This is a genomic window from Halomonas sp. M1 (assembly GCF_029581375.1).
Taxonomy (GTDB): domain Bacteria; phylum Pseudomonadota; class Gammaproteobacteria; order Pseudomonadales; family Halomonadaceae; genus Vreelandella.
The window spans coordinates 2,212,274-2,231,190 of the sequence record NZ_CP121119.1 but is presented as its reverse complement, the minus strand read 5'-3'; the positions used below and the strand labels follow the sequence as shown (position 1 = coordinate 2,231,190).

The following is an 18,917-nucleotide window of genomic DNA, read 5'->3' as shown; positions in this document are numbered from 1 at the left end:
TTATCCACAGCTGGTTCACGGCGCCCACTATTGGTGGGCGCCTTAGTTAATAGCACAGGTTATAAAAACAGACGGTGAGAACGTATAGGCAGTGAAAAACCCTGCCCTGGGTGCGTGTTGGCCACATTGCTTTACGGTAACATAGCTCGCCTTAACAACCAGAGCCGGGTGGAGTATGCGTTATAAAGATAAAAATCAGCTCGCTACCGAGTGGCGAACGCTGCTGGAAAGTACGCCGATGGCGTTACGCCAAGCGGTGGAAGCGCTGATCGAACAACACTGCGCCCACTTTGCTGATCACTTCTACAGCGTCATGCTAGAAGATCCTCATGCCTCGCTGTTTCTCTCTAACGACCAAGTGCATCAGCGCTTAAACCCTTCCATGCAGCGCTGGCTAAGTGCCATGTTTGCCGTAGAACTAGCTGACTTCGATGCGCTGGTCGTGCATCAGGAAAAAATTGGCCAGGTGCATGCCCGTATCGATATCCCGGTTAATCTGGTGCTTAACGGTGCACGACAGCTTAAACAGGCAATTTATCAGCAGATGAATGCCACTTTTGAGAGCCCGCTGTCGCCGGGAGACGCCTCTGTGTATGTCTCCAACCATATTGATATGGCCATGGAGATTATGAGTCACGCCTACTCCGTCGCCAGTGACCGCAATGCGCGCACTGAAGAGGCATACAAGCTCTTTTCTCTGACCCAGAGTATCGGCGATGAGCGCGAGCGGCAGCGTTCGGCGCTATTGGACTGGGAAAATACGCTGATGTTTGCCGTGGCCGCCCAGCAGGAGATAGCCAACTTTCCCCGGCTAGCAAACTCCGAATTTGGTCTATGGTACTTTCATAAAGCCTGCCATGCCTTTGAAGGCGCGCCGGAAATTACGACGATATCGCGCCACATTCAGCAGGTGGATGGCGAATGGTTAAAGGCCTTGGCCAGCGAAGATACCACTGCACGGCTGCGGGCGTTGAGCGATATTCGCACCGCTGCGCGCACAATCATCATGCTGTTAGATGATGTGCTAGAGCGCGCTTCAGGTTTAGAAGCAGGGCGCGATAGTTTAACCCGGCTGCTTAATCGTAAGTTTCTTTCCGTAGTACTTAACCGTGAAGTTGAGATTGCCCGCCATTCAGACAAGCGCTTTGCGCTATTAATGGTGGATATTGACCACTTCAAATCGATCAATGATACCCATGGGCACGATGCTGGCGACAGCGTACTGCAGCAGGTAGCGAGTATTCTTGACCGCTCCACTCGCGGTGGCGACTACGTATTTCGCATGGGCGGCGAAGAGTTTTTAATTGTATTGGTCGACACTGACCAGGATGGCAGCCGGCTGTTTGCCGAGCGCTTGCGGCAAGCCGTGGCCAAAGAGCCTATGCTCGCAACGGCCGATACACTGCTCAATGTGACGGTAAGCATTGGATTAACACTCCACGATGGCCACCCGGACTACCAGCGCTCCATGCAGCGCGCCGACCAAGCGCTCTACCAAGCCAAGCGCAGTGGGCGTAACCGGGTAGTGACAGGATAATCAGCACTTTTAAGGAGAATCACTATGTTTCGTACTGCACTGTTAACGACGCTTCTATTGACCAGTAGCGCACTGTTTGCCGACCAAAACGGCTCCCATGGTGATGTGTCTTCACACCAAGCGGCGCCCATTGAGGTGGCCACGCCCTGGGCAAGGGCAACGCCGCCAGGGGCCGGTGCCGGGGGTGGTTTTATTACGTTGACCAATCACGGCGCGACCGATGACCGTTTGGTAGGTGCCACGACAACGCTTACCGAACGCGTTGAAATTCATACGATGGAAATGGATGGTGACGTGATGCGCATGTTGCACCTGCCAGACGGAATTGAGCTTCCTGCAGGTGATACAGTAACGCTGGCGCCGGGCGGCCTGCACCTAATGTTTATGGAGCTAACGTCACCCATCGCTGAAGGCCAGCCACTACCCGTCACCCTTGAGTTCCAGCATGCTGAGAGCATCGACGTAGAACTTGAAGTACTGGCGCCTGGCGCATCGCCAGAGGGCGAAGCGCAGTCTCATCACTCCCAGCATCATTCTCACTCGCATGATGAAGAGCCTGGGCATATGCACCACTAACCGCCACGTAATATCGTGGTGCAAGCGGCGCTTTTTCTGCATTTTTTTGGTGCAAAAAAGTCGTTGTAATAATTTTCATTCGCTCATTAACTGCTTTTACGGTCGCATATAGGGGCCTTTCACCATTTTGGCGCACTCTTTGCATTAAACGGGGAAAGGCTTATCAAAAAGGATGCGACCGCTCCCCATGCTGCTGTGCGAACCCGCAACACCGCGTGCTGGCTCCGGCCACCGGTTTGACCAAGACCGCCACTGGGCGGCATCGTTGGCGCTGCGTTTTGCTAACCGCGACGGCATTACCCGGCTCACCCAGGCCCGCCATCAGGGGCCGCTTCGGGTACAGCGCCCGTTTTACCCCGAAGGCAGCGCGCAGGCCTGCCATGTATATGTGCTGCACCCGCCGGGTGGCTTAGTCAGTGGCGATGCGCTGACGATTAATGCCCACGTAGAGCGAGGGGCCCATGCGCTGCTAACCACCCCCGCCGCAAATAAACTCTATAAAGCCGACAGCCAGGGCGTTGCCTGGGCTCAGCACACCGCACTGTACGTGGACGATGGCGGCATACTTGAGTGGCTGCCCCAGGAAACCATCGCGTTTGATGGTTCCAAGGGCAACCAGCGCACCCATATCGCGCTTCACGGCAGTGCGCGCTGCCTAGGCTGGGAAATCATGGCCCTTGGCCGTCCCGCAAGCGAACTCCCCTACCTTTCTGGCTGCATTGAGCAGCACTTTCGGCTAACCCTGGACGGCAAGCCGCTGTGGCTAGAGCGCCAGCCGTTAGACCCATCTCACCCGCGCTTTGCAGGGCGCTGGGGCCAGGGCGGCGCCACGGTACAAGCCACGCTATGGGCGGTAGGCCTGGAAGAAGCCGGGGCGGCGATTGATGAGCTACGCGAGTTACTGCCGGATAACCCGCGCTGGGCGGTTACCGTTCGCCGCGGCGTGCTGCTGCTGCGCTACCTTGGCAACTCCCGTAATGAAGCGTGGGCGCTGTGTGAACAGGCCTGGCACCTATTACGCCCGCGCTGGATTGAGCGTACAGCCCACACCCCACGCATTTGGCTAACCTAATGTGATGCACCGCTGGAGACATGCCCCATGGAACTGACCCCACGAGACAAAGACAAGCTGCTGCTGTTTTCAGCTGCCCAGCTTGCCGAACGCCGCAAAGCACGCGGCCTAAAGCTTAACTACCCCGAAGCCGTCGCGCTGATTAGCTTTGAAATCATCGAAGGTGCCCGTGACGGCAGAAGTGTCGCCGATCTAATGAGCTACGGCCGTGAAATTCTTAGCCGTGACGACGTGATGGAAGGCGTGGCGGAAATGGTCGATGAAGTGCAAGTAGAGGCCACGTTCCCTGATGGGACAAAGCTGGTCACCGTGCACACGCCCATTGTGTAAGTAGTGAAGGGTGAATGATGAAGTTATGACACACACCTAACGCCTTACCCCTCACAGCAACGCGACGAAGGAGCAAGCAGATGATTCCTGGTGAGTATCAGTTAAAAGACGGTGATATTGAGCTATGCGTGGGACGCGAGCGAATCACGGTAGAAGTGGCCAATACCGGCGACCGCCCCATACAGATCGGTTCTCACTACCACTTTGCTGAAGCCAATCCCGCGCTGGTGTTTGATCGCAGCAAAGCCCGCGGCTTTCGCCTAGACGTGGCGGCAGGCACCGCGATCCGCTTTGAGCCTGGCCAGACCCGCGAAGTCACGCTGATTCCCTTCGTCGGTAAGCGCGAAATTTATGGTTTCCGCGGCGATGTGATGGGTGCACTGGATGGAGGTAACCAATGACATCGGTTAACAAAATCAGCCGGCAAGCCTATGCCGACATGTACGGCCCCACGGTGGGCGACCGCGTGCGCCTGGGCGATACCGAGCTGTGGATTGAAGTTGAAAAAGATGCCACCCACTACGGCGACGAAGTGAAGTTCGGCGGCGGTAAGGTTATCCGTGACGGCATGGGGCAAAGCCAGCGTAACGACGCTACGGTTATGGATACGGTGATTACTAATGCGCTGATTTTAGACTGGTGGGGCATTGTTAAAGCCGATGTTGGCCTGCAAAACGGGCGCATTGCCGCGATTGGCAAGGCGGGCAACCCCGACGTACAGCCTGATGTGGACATTGTGATTGGCCCGGGCACTGAAGTTATCTCAGGCGAAGGCAAAATTCTCACCGCCGGCGGCATCGACGCGCATATCCACTTTATCTGCCCCCAGCAGGTAGAAGAAGCGCTCATGAGCGGCGTGACTACCATGTTGGGCGGGGGGACTGGCCCAGCGACGGGCTCCAACGCCACCACCTGTACCCCCGGTGCTTGGCACATTGGCAAGATGCTCCAAGCGGTGGACGACCTGCCGATGAACATTGGCCTGCTCGGCAAAGGTAATGCCAGCCTGCCTGAAGCATTGGAAGCGCAGCTAGAAGCCGGTGCCATGGGACTAAAGCTGCACGAAGACTGGGGCACCACGCCTGCGTCTATCGACAATTGCTTAAGCGTTGCTGAACGATACGATGTACAGATCGCCATTCACACCGACACACTCAACGAATCCGGCTTTGTTGAAGACACCCTGGCGGCGTTTAAAGAGCGTGGCATTCACACCTACCACACCGAAGGGGCAGGCGGTGGTCACGCGCCGGATATCCTGACTGCCTGCTCAAAAGAGTACGTGCTGCCGTCTTCCACTAATCCGACGCGGCCTTATACGGTGAACACCATCGACGAACACCTGGATATGTTGATGGTTTGCCACCACCTGGACCCTAATATTCCCGAAGACGTTGCCTTTGCCGACTCGCGCATTCGCCGTGAAACTATCGCCGCCGAAGATATTCTCCACGATTTGGGCGTCATCTCGATGATTGCCTCTGACTCCCAAGCCATGGGGCGGGTGGGCGAAGTGGTCTGCCGTACCTGGCAAACGGCCCATAAAATGAAGGTGCAGCGCGGCTTACTGCCCGAAGATGAAGCGCTGGGCGCGGATAATCTGCGTGCCAAGCGCTATATTGCCAAATACACCATTAACCCTGCCATCACTCACGGTATTGCCCATGAAGTAGGCTCTATCGAAGTAGGCAAGCTGGCTGATTTAGTGCTCTGGAAACCGGCGTTTTTTGGCGTAAAGCCCTCGCTGATTTTAAAAGGCGGCATGATTGCGGCAGCCCCTATGGGCGACCCCAATGCCTCTATTCCCACGCCGCAGCCAGTGCATTACCGCCACATGTTTGGCGCCTTTGGGCGGGCCACCAGCCATATCCGGCTCAACTTTGTTAGCCAGGCCGCCATTGATGCGGGAATTAAGGAGCGCCTGGGCCTGCATAGCACCTTAGCGGCCTGTAAAAACGTGCGTGGCGTGCGCAAAAAAGATATGAAGCTCAACGACGCCTGCCCAGAACTGACGGTTGACCCGCAAACCTACGAAGTGCGCTGCGACGGCGAACTGCTCACCTGCGAGCCCGCGACCGAGCTGCCGCTGGCGCAGCGGTATCACTTGTTTTGAGTAGCATACCCCACGTGACACAAGAGCCGGGAGCAGCCCGTAGAGAGGGTCTTTTGCCAGGGATGGCAAAAGTAGCGTACAGGGACGTATTCACAGCGCCCTCTCGTAGGGCTGCTCCCGGCTAGCCCCCCAAGGCTATAACAGGACGATATCGATGTTAAAACTGATTGAGCGCCTCGGCCCCGTAGACGAGGGCAGTGCCAGCGACACGCTGACACTGCCCTTTGAGCTACGCATTCGAGGCCGTTTGAAAGCCGAAAGTGACAGCGGCCAGCCGCTGGGGCTGTTTCTGGATCGCGGCCCCGTGCTGCGCGATGGCGAAGGTTTAAAAGCTGAAAGTGGCGAGGTGGTGCGCATACGTGCCGCTATTGAGCCTGTGGTGACCGCACGAGTAAGCACAGGCTTACCCCTGGCGAGGCTTGCTTACCACCTTGGCAACCGCCATGTGCAGCTGGCGCTGGGCGAAGACGAAAAGGGCGGCTGGGTTCGTTTCCCCCCCGACCATGTGCTAGAAGAACTGGCGGAATTGCTGGGAGCTGAGCTTGAGCATCACAACGCCACCTTCGACCCAGAACCAGGCGCCTATAACCAAGTAGGTGGCGGCCATTCGCACAGCCACGACCACGCGCATGAGCACCACCATGCCCACTGAGCAGCCATCAGACCTCGCCCTGTTAGGGCTGATGCAGCTGGTCAGCCCAGCGCTGCCCATCGGTGCCTTTGCGTTTTCCCAAGGGTTGGAAAGCGCCTTTGAGCTGGGCTGGGTGAGCGATGAGCAAAGCCTTTCTGAGTGGCTTTCTGGCGTACTGGAAGATGGCCTAACCCGCTGTGAACTGCCGCTAATCGCGCGCTTGTACACCGCCTTTGAGCAGCAAGACAGCGTTGCCATCGCCCTGTGGGACGAATGGCTAGCCGCCACCCGTGAAACCGCTGAATTAGCCGCCGAGGATAGCCGCTTGGGTGCTTCACTCAAGCGCTTGCTGGGCAGCCTGGACTTATTGCCACATGAGACGTTACTGCCGGTTCAGGCAGGCTACGTCACCCTATTTAGCTATGCTGCTCACATGCGCGGCGTATCCAAGCGTCAAGCCCTTTTAGGGTTTGGCTGGGCGTGGCTGGAAAACCAGTTGGCAGTCGCCTGCAAAGCGCTGCCCCTGGGCCACACCGCCGCCCAGCGCGTGATTGAACAGCTTCGCGGGGAGCTGGTTGCTGCCGTCGACCAGGCATTGTTGCTCGACGATGATGACCTTGGCCCCGTACTGCCCGGCGTGGCGCTGGCAAGTGCGCTGCATGAAACGCAATATTCACGCTTGTTTAGAAGCTAACTGCTTATCTATTAGGAGAAAACAATGACGCACTGTTTACGCGTAGGCGTGGGTGGCCCGGTGGGGTCCGGTAAAACTGCACTGCTCAAGCAGCTCTGTTCAGCGCTAAGGGATTACTACGACATCGCCGTCGTGACCAATGATATTTATACCCGCGAAGACGCCGATTTTCTGCTCAAACACGATGCCCTGCCTGCCGACCGCATCCTAGGTGTGGAAACCGGCGGCTGCCCGCACACGGCGATTCGTGAAGATGCCTCGATGAACCTAGCGGCGATTGACGAGCTGCACGCCCGCCATCCAAAACTTGAGCTAGTGTTGGTGGAGTCCGGGGGCGACAACCTATCGGCCACTTTCAGCCCCGAGCTTTCCGATCTAACGCTCTACGTGATCGATGTTTCCGCAGGCGATAAGATCCCCCGTAAAGGCGGGCCGGGTATTACCAAGTCAGACCTACTGATTATCAACAAAATTGATATTGCCGAGCAGGTGCACGCGTCTCTTGAGGTGATGGAGCGCGACTCGAAGAAAATGCGTGGCGAGCGTCCCTTTGTGTTTACCAACCTTTACGATGGCGTTGGGCTTGAAGAGATCATCCGCTTTATTCTCGATAAAGGGATGTTAGATGAGAGGCGCCCACAGGCTGAAAAAGCTATCGGCTGAGGTAATAAATCCCGCTCTTACTTTACCCGTGTAATGGGCTGTCGGCTTGGGTCGGCATACCAGGGCAGATCAAGGCGGGTATTTCTTTCCAGTTCGGCAATTACCTGGGCGCCCAGCAGCAAAATGATGGCGCCCACTTCCAGGCTAATCAGCAGGATTACCAAGGTTGCCAGCGAGCCGTAAACGGCGTTGACGAACGACAGATTAGCGAAATAGTAGACCAATAACAGTCTTACGCCTTCCCATAGCAGTGCCGCGACAAAACCTCCCACCACCGCTCGGCGTAAAGCAATGCGTACGACAGGCAGTACTTTATAGATAGCGCTGAATAACAAGAAAACGCCAATAAAACTGGCAAGGTTAAGTACGGGGTCTGAAAACCCGGCTAGCGGCAGCTCTCTATCGAAAAACATCAGCACCAATGCATTGAGCGAGCTGGCCAGTGTGACCACTAGCGTTAACGCCATCAACCCGGCGCCCAGCACCACCATAAAAGCGTAGGGCAGCATCACTGACACCCAGGCGCTACGTTTAATATGGGGAGTCTCAGGCGCATGAAAAATGATCGCCAGGGCATCTTCGAGCATACGAAAAGCAAAGGAGCTAAACAGAAGCAGGATAGGAAAGCTCAGAATGCCAATGACATCCCGGGAAGCCAGCAGGCTGCGCACGGCTTCCAGCAACACCTCGGCGTGAGCAGGCGCCATATGGCGTGCCTGAACCGTCAGTACACTGAGAAGATGTTGTTCGTCTACGACTTGGGTGAGGAGCACAACGAGGATAGCAAACAGCGGCACAATGGAGAGCAGAATATTGTAGCCCACTCCTCCCGCTAGCAGGATGCCGTGATTTTTCAAAAAGTTGCGTAATACACGCCAGGCAAAACGCGCTATCCGAGGAAGCAGCAGCAAGGCAGCACTGATGATTAAGTGGGGTCGAACCATGGCTTACTGTCCTCCTTGTACATTAGGCCTTAGTGCCATGATACGCCGATGGCAATAGCAAATAACAAAGAAGATGGGTAATTGCGTGACGAAGAGGCAATAGCTAGGAAAAGCTGGGAGGAGGAGAAAATAAAAAGCTGCCCTAACCAGGCGGTTGCGGTCAGAGCAGCGGAAGAGCGTGGCTAGCATTTCGCTAAAACGGGCCGTCCCTGGCCACCACAAGAACACAATGAACCTGTAGGTTATTGATAACCTTAACCTATGTTATGAATAGCCTTATTGATGGGATAATTAGTTGTTCAATAAGCAAAAAAGTACCGTGAGTGGTTAAAGTTGACACACTTTTAGTCGATATAAGTGAATATAATTCTATTAAAATTCTCATTGGATCAATAACACCATGGCTACTGCATCCCCCACTACCGCTAGACGAGCCACCGGGCTGCAAGCAAAAGTGCTTGCACTGGTTTTGCTGCCCCTACTTTTAGTGACCGTCGCCCTGGTGGTCTTTGACGCCTATAGCCGCATCCAAGACTCCCGCAACACTCTCACCGAACAGCACGAGCTGCTGATTAACGAGCGTCGTAACGCCGTCCGTGATGTGGTGCAAATGGCCACGACCGCTGTTGCACCTATTTACGATCAAGCCGGTGCTAACGACGAGGAAGCCAAGCAGCAGGTAGCAGACCTAGTGCGCGCGATGCGCTTTGACGATAACAACTACATTTTTATCTACGACTATGAGGGTAATAATATCGTCACGGCGCCCGCCCCAGAGCGGGAAGGCACCAATATGATTGATGTGCAGACGCCTGACGGTAACTTCCTTATTCGCGATATTATTCAGTTTGCCCAGGAAGGGGGTGGTTTTTACAGCTATTTATGGGAATACCCCGGCACCCGTGAAATTGAACCCAAGCATTCGTTTGTTGATAACCTTGAAAAATGGGGCTGGCTGATTGGCGCGGGGGTTTATGTCACCGATGTTGATGACACCGTTGCAGGGCTTGAAGCCACCGCCCGTACTGATTTACGCGAATCCATTATCTATGCGGTACTACTGGGGGCCGCGCTGTTTGCGCTCGTCGCGGTACTCTCTTATGGCTTTGTTCGCCGTACGGTTGGGCCGATTAAGCGCGCAACCAGCGCTATGCAGGACATTGCCCAAGGTCGGGGTGACCTTACCCAGCGCTTAGCGGTAGAGAGTAACGATGAAGTGGGAAGCCTAGCGATTCAATTCAACGCCTTTGTGGAGCGTATGCAGGAAACCCTGCGCGATGTGCGTCGCAGCACCATGAGTGTTTACCACTCCGCAGGAGAGATCTCCCACAGTTCCGAGGAACTAGCCACCCGCACCGAGCAGGCGGCGGCCAACTTGCAAGAAACCTCGGCCTCTATGGAAGAGATCACCTCGACGGTGAATCACAGTGCGGATAACGCCCAGCAGGCCAATAAACTGGTGCAATCCACGTCAGAGGTGGCCCATCAGGGTGAAGAGGCGATGGGCCAAGTTGAGCGCACCATGAGCGACATTAACGACTCGGCCACGCGCATCAGCGAAATTATCAGCATGATTGATGCCATTGCCTTCCAGACTAACATTCTGGCGCTTAACGCCTCGGTAGAAGCGGCGCGGGCCGGTGAGCATGGCCGTGGTTTTGCCGTGGTGGCTCAAGAAGTGCGGGTGCTTGCTAGCCGCTCAAGCGATGCCTCTAAAGAGATTCGCGGGCTGATCGATAACTCGGTGCAACATACCCACGCCGGTGCTGAGCTAGTGCGTAATGCAGGCGCGACGATGCGCGAAATCGTTGAAAGCGTTTCTAAAGTCACCGACGTTATTGGTGAGATTAGCGCTGGAGCCAAGGAGCAAAGCAGCGGTATCGGTCAGATCAACACCGCCGTGGCAGAAATGGACACCATGACCCAGCAAAACGCTGCCATGGTGCAGGAGTCCACTACCGCCGCTGCCGACATGCGTCGCCACGCGGAGCACCTGAACGAGCTGATTAACTCTTTCATCCTAGGCGACGATGACCCCCAGCAGCGCCAAGCACTGCCTGCTAAGGGTCCGTCGTCGGCGAGCGCACGGGAGGGCTTAAAGCGCCCAGCGCTCTCTTCCAAGCCTGCGCCCGCCCAGCATGCCGATGATAAGTGGGAAGAGTTCTAGGCAGAGGGTAGTTAGCGAACCGTTAGCGAATACAAAAGGGGCTTGCCAATCGGCAAGCCCCTTTTTCTTAGGTGTTTTTTTCTTAGGTGTTTTTTTAATCGTGCTTGTTCGTTAATTACCCGACCAGCCCAACAAAATCGGCACGTACACCACCAGCAGCAGCACGCCAATGAGCCCCAGCAGGTAGGGGATAATTGCCCGGGTGATGCGCTCTAACGGAAGCTGGGTGACCGACGAGGCGACGTAGAGGTTAATCGCCACCGGCGGGGTAATCATGCCAATGGAGAGCCCCACCACGATGATCAGCCCGAAGTGGATCGGGTCGATGCCCAGCTGCAGCACCAGCGGCAGCAGTACCGGGGTGAGGATGATCAAAGCGCTTGCGGTTTCGATAAACACCCCGGTCAGCAGAATCACCGCCACCACCAGCAGCATAATCACGTAGGGGTTAGTGGAGAGCGACAGCACCGACTGGGCGATGGCGCCGGGCACCTGCCAGCTAGAGAGCGTCCAGCTCAGGACCGCCGACATGGCAATCACCAGCATAATCACCGCTGTGGTCATCGCCGAACGAATCAGCAGCTTATACACCTGGGGGAGGGTTAAATCCCGATACACAAACAGCGATACCAGTAGCGCATAGTTCACCGCCACCACGGCCGCTTCAGAAGGTGTGAAGATGCCCGAGAAGATACCGCCGAGAATAATCACCGGTGTCATCAGTCCCCAGCTGGCGGCTTTAAAGGTGCGCCACATTGTCATGAGCGAAAGCGGCGTGCCTTTGGGGTACTGGCGTTTATATGCCTGGGTAATCGCAATGGCCATCAGGCCCAACCCCATGGCCAGCCCCGGTAAAAAGCCGTTCAAAAACAGCTTAGACACCGACTGCTGAGCAATGACTGCGTAGATAATCATCGGCACCGAAGGAGGGATTACCACGCCAATGGTGCCGCTGGCGGCGATTAGGCTGGCCGCTGAGGCGGGGTCGTAGCCCTTACGCTTTAGCTCTGGCACCAGGCTTGAACCCACCGCCGCTGTAGTAGCCGCGCCGGAACCGGAGATGGCCGCGAAGAACATGCCCGCCATCACCGACACCACCGAAAGCCCGCCGCGCATAAAGCCTACCAGCGAATCGGCAAAGCTCACCAGCCGTTCACTCACCTTGCCCTGGGCCATTAAATCCCCCGCCAGAATAAACATCGGGATGGCGACCAGGGCAAAGGAGTTGATGCCCTGAAACATCTGCTGAGTGACCACCATCAGTGGCACCCCAGACTGATGCAAGGCATACAGGGCGCTTGCGCCAATGGCAAAGGCGATCGGCACGCCCAGCAGCATGAAGAGGAAAAACAGCCCAAACAGCACCAGCGTCATAGCGGTTTCTCCTCGGCGGCGGCTGTTGGTTCACCGTTGATCAGCACTTCAATCATGTCCACCAAGGCGTACCACGCCATGATGGCGGCTGAAATCGGAATCACTGCATACACGTAGGTCATGGAGAGCCGCAATGAAGCGGATTTCTGAAAGCTCTGCACTTGCATGTAGCGGTAGCCAATCATGACCAACATCACCATAAAGGCCAGCACCACTGCTAGCGCTGCCAAGCGCGCTAGCTTGCGTAGCGGCAGTGGGAGTGCGTCCACGGCGAACGTCACTGCGATATGTCGCCCACGCTGAAAGGCCAGCGTACTGGCTAAAAACGTAATCCACACCAGCAGAAAGCGTGCGACCTCTTCTGTCCAGCCCACGGCGCTGAAAAAAACGCGCGAGATAATCTGTAGCGTGATTACGCCAATTAAAGCTGCCATGCCCGCAAACACCACGGGCTGGATGATCACATCCAGCCCGCGTTCAATGCGTCGCAGCAGCGTCAAAAGAGGCTGTGCAAACACCATCACTGATTTAGCGCCTCCTGAATGCGCGGTAGGTAGTCGCCAAACTGCTGGCCGTATTTCTCGTACACTGGCGCCACAGCGGCTTGGAAGGCTTCAATATCTGGCGACTCGTTGATTTCCATACCCGCTTCACCAAGGTCGGCCAGCTGTTCGGCTTCCATAATAGCATTCTGCTCCCTGGCATAGGCAGATGCTTGCTGGGCGGCGTCTAGCACAATGGGCTGGAGCGCTTCCTGCAGGCCGTTCCAGGCGGGTAGGCTCATGATAAACGTTGCTGGCGCATAAATATGCCGTGTCATCGTGAGGTGGTCCTGGGTTTCCGCTAGGTTAAACGCATGAATAGCGTTCACCGGGTTCTCCTGACCATCAATCGTGCCTTGCTGTAGGGCGGTCAGTGCTTCTGTCCAGGCCATGGGAACGGCGTTGGCACCCAGCTCGCGGAACGTATCAACATAAACCTCGTTCTCAATGACGCGCAGTCTCAGGCCTTCAAGATCCTCGGGTGCGTTAATCGCGTGTTTGCTATTGGTGATATTACGAAAGCCGCGTTCAGCGTAGGCCAGCCCTTTCAGGTTGACGTCCTGTAACTGTCCCAATATTTCCTGGCCGATCTCGCCATCTAGCACAGAGTAGGCGGCTTCGGCGCTGGGAAAGAGAAACGGCAGCTCGAAAACAGAGAACGCATCAACGAAGTTAGCCACCGGCCCGTTGGTAATCACGCCCATATCCACGGTGCCGATCTGCATGCCTTCTAACAGGGTGCGCTCATCGCCCAGGGAGGCGTTCGGGTAAATCTCAATGGTGACGGCGCCATCGGTTTGTTCACTTACAATCTGCTGAAACCGCTCGGCGGCAATATGGTATGTGTCTTCCGTATTCACCACATGGGCCAAGCGCAGCGTGGTGGGGGTTATTTCATCTGCCTGACTGACGAAGGGGAAGCCAAGTAAACCGGCACACATAATGGGCAGCGTGAATTGTTTCAGTTGGCGAGTTGTTTTAGTCACAGCGTTAACGTTGAAGCGGGCGAGGTTGTTCACATGATCTCCTGAACGTTGGCAGTTCTTATTATAAATAGAGAGGCGTGGTTTTTGATCTTCTTAACGCTCATCTATATCACACTCGTCCTAGGGGACAAATTACTTATTTTTATTCCATTATTCGCGCTGCTAATCCAAAAAATCTTTATAGATCTTGTGCTTGAGTGATTTGTCGGTTGGCGCTAGCCTGCAAGCGGTGTCTATTGATTACGCACTCTTAGAGAAAGTATTTGATGGTTTTTAAAAAGAACAAATGCTTCGACTAATGGTGTAGTTAGCTTAAATAGGAATAAGAAATGGATAAGTTGCTTAACGACCTTTTGGCAATCGTCGGCCCGGCGGGAGTGTTGGTGGGTGACGATGTCTCGCAGCGAAGCGTAGATTGGTTTACGGGAGCGCCGTGTCGCGCCAAGGCGATTGTAAGGCCGCGCAGCACAGAGCAACTAAGCCGCGTGATGGCCGTGTGTTACCAGGCCGACCAGCCTGTGGTGACCCACGGCGGCATGACCGGTATTGTGCATGGCGGTGTGGCAAGCCCGGAGGAGCTTGTTGTGTCGCTGGAGTTGATGAACCAGATAGAGGAAGTCGACGCGGTTGGCTCCACGATTCAAGTTCAGGCCGGGGTAACCCTGCAGCGCGTGCAGGAAGCGGCGGAAGAGATCGATATGCAGTTCCCCCTTGATTTGGGGGCAAGAGGTTCCTGCACCATTGGCGGCAACATCGCCACCAATGCCGGGGGCATACGGGTAATACGCTACGGCATGATGCGCCAGCAGGTGTTGGGTTTAGAAGCCGTGCTGAGTGATGGCACCGTGGTGAGCTCGTTAAATAAAATGCTGAAAAACAATGCGGGCTACGACCTAAAGCAGCTGTTTATCGGCAGCGAAGGCACCCTAGGGATTGTGACCCGCGCGGTGCTGCGTTTACAGCCGCACATGCCCAGCGAGCAAACGGCGCTGGTGGCAGTGCCCTCGTTCGATGCCTTGACCCAGCTACTGAAGCTTGCTTCTCGCGAGCTAGCCAATAGCCTCAGCGCCTTTGAGGCTCTGTGGAATAATCACTATACATTGATGACCACCGAGAGCGGCAAGCATGCGCCCGTGTTAGCGGATGACTCGCCGTTCTACGCCATTATTGAAACCCTGGGGCTTGATGAGGCCCAAGATGCCGAGCACTTTTCCCACGTGCTGCAAAAGGGGCTGGAAGCTGGTTTGATCACCGATGCTGTGTTGGCAAGTTCCCATGCACAGCGCAACGCGATTTGGGCCATCAGGGAAGATATTGAAGTGCTGGTGAACGCGCTGAAGCCGATGTTCTCCTTCGATGTCAGCCTGCCGATTCCCAACATGGACGCGTATGTTGATATGTTAGAGGAGAACCTCAAAACCCAGTGGCCCGAAGCAAGCAAAATAGTGGTGTTTGGCCACCTGGGTGACGGCAATTTACATATTATGATCACGGTTCGTGATGATAGCCCGCATATCCGCCGCCAAGTCGAAGAGCTGGTCTATACACCGTTAAAAGCGTTTGGTGGCTCCATTTCAGCAGAGCATGGTGTCGGGCTTGAGAAGAAAGACTACCTGTCGGTTTCCCGTACCCGTGAAGAGATCGCCTTAATGAAGCGCTTGAAAACCGCACTTGACCCCAAGGGCTTATTGAACCCCGGTAAGGTCGTAGCACTGGATTAAGGTTTTCTTCAAAATTATTAAAGGCAGCCAGCGATTAGGGGGCGGGTGTTAACAGCTCCCTAATGAGTGAGCGTAACCAGTGTATGCCTGAATCGTGATCCTTCCTTTCGTCCCAGCAAAGGCACACTTTAAAGGGCGCTACATCGAGTGGCAGGGCGTAGAACTTCAGCGTGTTATTACGACAAATCGCGTTAGCTGCGCTCTCCGTTACCACGCAGAGTAAATTCGTCGAGACTAATATCTCCTGAAGGGGAGTGATATAGGGTGTCTTGGCGACGATTTTGCGCTCCAGCCCCAGCGTTCGCAATTTCTCATTGATCAATAGGGGGCTGTCTTCGCGGTGGGATAAGGCGATTTGCGGTGCGTTTAAAAAAGCGTCAAGCGTGATCGTGTTGCTCTCCCCGTACAGGGTGGCATCGCCAACACAGCCAATGACATCATCAAACAGATATTCGTGATAAGAGGTGAGAGGCAAGCTTTCCAGCTGCACCATGGCGAGGTCGATATCGTGGGCCTGTATCGCGTGCTGGGCATCTTCGGCGCTGGCAATGCGCGTAGAGAGCATGTTGAAGCACAAATCGGGCGCATGGGTTAAACAGTGCTGAATCAGCTTAGGTTGCAACTGTTGGCTTACATAGTCCACCAGGCTAACGCGAAACTCGCGTTTTGACGTGGCGGGCGAAAACTCGCTGTTGTTGTAAACTGCCTGATCGAAGTAAAACAGCCCTTTGGCCACGGCGGCATCCATTTGCCGCGCCAGCGGCGTTGGCTGCATACCATCCAGCGTCTTAATAAATAGAGGGTCGTCCATCAGCAGACGGAGCTTCTTTAGCGAGTGGCTAACCGCTGGTTGGCTTAGACAGAGTGTTTCTGCTGTCAGTGTTAAGCTTCTTTTCCAATAAAGCGTGTGAAACACCAATAATAAATTGAGATTTATCTTATTCAGTCTCGTTGCCAACTTTATATTGGTCGTTTCGGTCATCGGCTCGTCTCTTGTTGGCAAAGGCTGTTTGCGCCGTGTATTCACATCACGCAAACAGCCGTCGGTCATTTCACGAACACCCCATGACGCTTCGGGAAATCGTGTCGGTAGAAAAGACCGCTTACTCTAGCGCCTCCTGAATACGCGACAGGTAGTCACCAAACTGCTCGCCGTACTTCTTATAGACTGGCGCTACGGCGGCTTGGAAGGCTTCCATATCTGGAGTTTCGTTGATCTCCATGCCCGCTTCGCGCAGGGCTTCCAACTGTTCGGCTTCCATTTCTGCGTTCACTTGGCGCTCATGCTCGGCGGCTTCCTGGGCAGCCGCTAGCAGCACCTCTTGGGCGTGTTCCGGCAGCTGGTTCCAGGCGGGCATACCCATGACAAAAATCGCCGGGGCGTAGGTATGGCGAGAAAGGGTCATGTAACTCTGAGTTTCATCCAGCTTGAACGAGTGGATAACGTTCACCGGGTTTTCCTGGCCGTCAATAGTGCCCTGTTGCATAGCGGTGAGCGCTTCTGTCCACGCCATGGGGATAGCATTGGCGCCCAGTTCACGGAAAGTATCTGTATAAACCGGGTTTTCCATCACGCGAATACGCAGGCCGTCTAAGTCTTCTGGCGTATTAATCGCCCGTTCGCTGTTGGTCAGGTTGCGGAACCCGCGCTCGGCGTAGGCCAAGCCTTTTAGATTCACCTCAGAAAGCTTGTCCAGCAGCTCCTGGCCGATGGGGCCATCCAGCACGCTGTAGGCGGCTTCCGGTGAGGGGAACAGGAACGGTAGCTCGAACACCGCCATCTCTTCCACAAAATTGGCCACCGGCCCATTGGTAATCACCCCCATATCCACCGTGCCGATCTGCATGCCTTCCAACAACGTGCGCTCGTCACCCAAGGAGGCGTTAGGGTAGATATCAATGGTTACCTTGCCATCGGTGCGCTCTTCCACCAGTTCTTCAAACTTGGTAGCGGCGATATGAAAGCCATCTTGTTCATTAACCACGTGGGCCAAGCGCAGGGTAACGGGGTCCATATCAGCAAAGTCAGCGGCGTTCGCGGCGCTTACCAGCGCCAGTGAAATGCCCAGTGCCAGCGTATTACGTGCAAATGTTTTCATTTTATTATGTTCCCGGTTTCACTAAGGGTCGGAAGTGCTTTGAAAGCATGCACCAGAGAGACGAAAACGGTCAATCAAAGCGGCTGTAAAACCGCTAGGCAGCTGGACACAGCACGCCCACACGGGTACGATACGCACCCAAAGCGCCCGTAGCTCAGTTGGATAGAGTGTCGGCCTCCGAAGCCGAAGGTCGCAGGTTCAATTCCTGCCGGGCGCGCCAAATATATCAAGGGCTTACGTTAACGCGTAGGCCCTTTTGTTTTGTGTGCCCATATGGTGCCCATGTTGCGCCCTCTTTTTGTTTTCCCATCGCTGCGGCTGACATTTTCTGAATGACGTTCGGCTATTTAAAGGCACAACGTTGGGCACACCCATAATTAGGTAATGCCCATCCATTCTGCTAACTGCTGATTTGCCTTCAATCGTTGGCGTTGCAATAGCGCGCTATTGAAAATCATATGATCAACTGCAGTAGTACGGACCTGTGGTCGTGTAAGCGCGCGACGGATTTGGCATATCCTTGCACTAGATTTGGCATTAGGTCTCGGTAGGGCATTTCAACAAATTTGCACTCTACTTGGCATTACTCTAAGTACTGAAAAATTCCGCCAACTCTCCCGCAAAAGCTTTATCCCTGATCTCTCTAGCGACACCTTCATAGCCAGGAAAAAGGGTAGATCCTTTGACCCCAAAATCTGCACATAAACTTAGTAACTCTGGTGCTTGGCTTGAAGGCAGCGTGAACTTCCAGAGCAAGGGATTGGGATCTTCATCTGTGTCATCATAAGCGAGTAGATTTTCGACAGTGGTCGATTCTAACCCTCCTCCCATAGTCGCTTCGAGTGTAGAAACGGTGAAAACTCCGTCCTGCGCAGCTAGGTTGGCACTTGTAGCGCCAGGCATTTCGAGCAGTTTCACTGCCCCCCAATCATCAAGCTTTTCCCTGTTCAATGCCCATATAGCAAGACTCCCACTCTGGGCAGGTGTATGCATCACAGCAGAAGCGGCGAAATAGCAGGCCACGTAAGACCGCCTAGTCCAGTCGAGTAAGCAGGTGGGAACGCCATGATGTTGAGCTGTCGCCAGTACTGGATGAACTACCTTAGGAGGCCAGTTTCTCTCATCCCTCGTAAAAGCCAGTTCCCACTTAAGCCCACGCAACTCATTTCTCAATTGCTCCGAGTCGCCGGGAATTGGTATGCCAGCGGCATCACAGGCACGGATGAATGCCCTTAGCAGCTGAAGTTCAAACAATACTTGCCGCTCGCCATATTCCAGCTTTTCACTCATTACCGAACCAGCTGCCATGGGCCCAGCTGTTCTTAGAGCGGAGGGCGCTAAGGGAAAGCCACTACAGGGCTGACCTCGATATATGTAGCGGCTTTTCCCCCATTGAAAGCGGTTTAAAGGGGAGAGGTGCTCGACCAGTTGATATGCGTTTTCGAAAGCCTGCTCTCTGAACAACTAA

The 18,917-nt window shown here is 54.9% G+C and carries 18 protein-coding genes and 1 tRNA gene; 12 read left to right on the top strand and 7 right to left on the bottom strand.

The genetic code is table 11. The features are described 5' to 3' along the window. The first annotated feature begins 175 nt into the window (after positions 1 to 175). From P8S54_RS10205 to ureG, 9 genes are all read left to right on the top strand, one after another. Positions 176 to 1,537 carry a diguanylate cyclase gene (locus tag P8S54_RS10205; RefSeq protein ID WP_281441663.1) on the top strand — a complete coding sequence of 454 codons (1,362 nt, stop codon included), beginning with the start codon at positions 176 to 178 and terminating at the stop codon, positions 1,535 to 1,537. Positions 1,538 to 1,561: 24 nt separating this feature from the next. Next, complete coding sequence (locus P8S54_RS10200) at positions 1,562 to 2,113, top strand: copper chaperone PCu(A)C (RefSeq protein ID WP_281441662.1); 552 nt, start codon at positions 1,562 to 1,564, stop codon at positions 2,111 to 2,113. Between the two features lie 187 nt (positions 2,114 to 2,300). After that, on the top strand, positions 2,301 to 3,185 hold the full coding sequence (locus tag P8S54_RS10195) for an urease accessory protein UreD (RefSeq protein ID WP_281444092.1): 885 nt from the start codon (positions 2,301 to 2,303) through the stop codon (positions 3,183 to 3,185). Between the two features lie 27 nt (positions 3,186 to 3,212). Further along, positions 3,213 to 3,515 carry an urease subunit gamma gene (locus P8S54_RS10190; RefSeq protein WP_009098441.1) on the top strand — a complete coding sequence of 101 codons (303 nt, stop codon included), beginning with the start codon at positions 3,213 to 3,215 and terminating at the stop codon, positions 3,513 to 3,515. An 80-nt stretch (positions 3,516 to 3,595) separates the two neighbouring features. Next, on the top strand, positions 3,596 to 3,916 hold the full coding sequence (locus tag P8S54_RS10185) for an urease subunit beta (RefSeq protein WP_009098443.1): 321 nt from the start codon (positions 3,596 to 3,598) through the stop codon (positions 3,914 to 3,916). Beyond that, positions 3,913 to 5,628, top strand: coding sequence for an urease subunit alpha (gene ureC / locus P8S54_RS10180; protein ID WP_281441661.1), 1,716 nt, complete (start codon positions 3,913 to 3,915; stop codon positions 5,626 to 5,628). The genes P8S54_RS10185 and ureC overlap by 4 nt, the downstream gene beginning before the upstream one ends. Before the next feature lie 154 nt (positions 5,629 to 5,782). After that, positions 5,783 to 6,280, top strand: coding sequence for an urease accessory protein UreE (gene ureE, locus P8S54_RS10175; RefSeq protein WP_281441660.1), 498 nt, complete (start codon positions 5,783 to 5,785; stop codon positions 6,278 to 6,280). Next, positions 6,270 to 6,953 carry an urease accessory UreF family protein gene (locus tag P8S54_RS10170; protein WP_281441659.1) on the top strand — a complete coding sequence of 228 codons (684 nt, stop codon included), beginning with the start codon at positions 6,270 to 6,272 and terminating at the stop codon, positions 6,951 to 6,953. Before ureE ends, P8S54_RS10170 begins: the two co-directional genes overlap by 11 nt. Positions 6,954 to 6,977: 24 nt before the next feature. Further along, positions 6,978 to 7,616 carry an urease accessory protein UreG gene (gene ureG / locus P8S54_RS10165; RefSeq protein ID WP_263066901.1) on the top strand — a complete coding sequence of 213 codons (639 nt, stop codon included), beginning with the start codon at positions 6,978 to 6,980 and terminating at the stop codon, positions 7,614 to 7,616. Between the two features lie 17 nt (positions 7,617 to 7,633). Here the strand turns inward: ureG and P8S54_RS10160 are convergent, their stop codons facing one another. After that, positions 7,634 to 8,560: a YihY/virulence factor BrkB family protein gene (locus tag P8S54_RS10160; protein WP_281441658.1), complete on the bottom strand. Its 927-nt coding sequence runs from the start codon at positions 8,558 to 8,560 to the stop codon at positions 7,634 to 7,636. Positions 8,561 to 8,960: 400 nt separating this feature from the next. Between P8S54_RS10160 and P8S54_RS10155 the strand changes: the two genes are divergently transcribed. Then, complete coding sequence (locus P8S54_RS10155) at positions 8,961 to 10,727, top strand: methyl-accepting chemotaxis protein (RefSeq protein WP_281441657.1); 1,767 nt, start codon at positions 8,961 to 8,963, stop codon at positions 10,725 to 10,727. Positions 10,728 to 10,838: 111 nt separating this feature from the next. On the opposite strand, the gene P8S54_RS10150 is transcribed toward P8S54_RS10155, so the two are convergent. Genes P8S54_RS10150 through P8S54_RS10140 form a run of 3 tightly spaced genes read right to left on the bottom strand, consistent with a single transcriptional unit; the run spans position 10,839 to position 13,662 of the window. Further along, complete coding sequence (locus P8S54_RS10150; protein WP_009098458.1) at positions 10,839 to 12,101, bottom strand: TRAP transporter large permease; 1,263 nt, start codon at positions 12,099 to 12,101, stop codon at positions 10,839 to 10,841. Beyond that, entirely contained in the window at positions 12,098 to 12,622 is a 525-nt protein-coding gene (locus P8S54_RS10145; protein ID WP_281444091.1) for a TRAP transporter small permease, read from the bottom strand. Before P8S54_RS10145 ends, P8S54_RS10150 begins: the two co-directional genes overlap by 4 nt. Beyond that, a complete protein-coding gene (locus tag P8S54_RS10140; protein WP_281441656.1) occupies positions 12,622 to 13,662 on the bottom strand; it encodes a TRAP transporter substrate-binding protein in 1,041 nt (346 codons plus the stop codon). Before P8S54_RS10140 ends, P8S54_RS10145 begins: the two co-directional genes overlap by 1 nt. A gap of 296 nt (positions 13,663 to 13,958) precedes the next feature. Between P8S54_RS10140 and P8S54_RS10135 the strand changes: the two genes are divergently transcribed. Then, positions 13,959 to 15,350: an FAD-binding oxidoreductase gene (locus P8S54_RS10135; protein ID WP_281441655.1), complete on the top strand. Its 1,392-nt coding sequence runs from the start codon at positions 13,959 to 13,961 to the stop codon at positions 15,348 to 15,350. Positions 15,351 to 15,384: 34 nt separating this feature from the next. Here P8S54_RS10135 and P8S54_RS10130 read toward each other — a convergent pair whose 3' ends face one another. Further along, positions 15,385 to 16,332: a LysR family transcriptional regulator gene (locus tag P8S54_RS10130; RefSeq protein ID WP_281441654.1), complete on the bottom strand. Its 948-nt coding sequence runs from the start codon at positions 16,330 to 16,332 to the stop codon at positions 15,385 to 15,387. Positions 16,333 to 16,453: 121 nt separating this feature from the next. Continuing rightward, positions 16,454 to 17,449: a TRAP transporter substrate-binding protein gene (locus P8S54_RS10125; protein ID WP_281441653.1), complete on the bottom strand. Its 996-nt coding sequence runs from the start codon at positions 17,447 to 17,449 to the stop codon at positions 16,454 to 16,456. Positions 17,450 to 17,592: 143 nt separating this feature from the next. On the opposite strand from P8S54_RS10125, the gene P8S54_RS10120 reads away from it, so the two are divergent. Further along, positions 17,593 to 17,669: transfer RNA gene (locus tag P8S54_RS10120), tRNA-Arg, on the top strand. Positions 17,670 to 18,037: 368 nt separating this feature from the next. On the opposite strand, the gene P8S54_RS10115 is transcribed toward P8S54_RS10120, so the two are convergent. Further along, positions 18,038 to 18,913: an FRG domain-containing protein gene (locus P8S54_RS10115; protein ID WP_281441652.1), complete on the bottom strand. Its 876-nt coding sequence runs from the start codon at positions 18,911 to 18,913 to the stop codon at positions 18,038 to 18,040. Between the last annotated feature and the right edge of the window lie 4 nt (positions 18,914 to 18,917).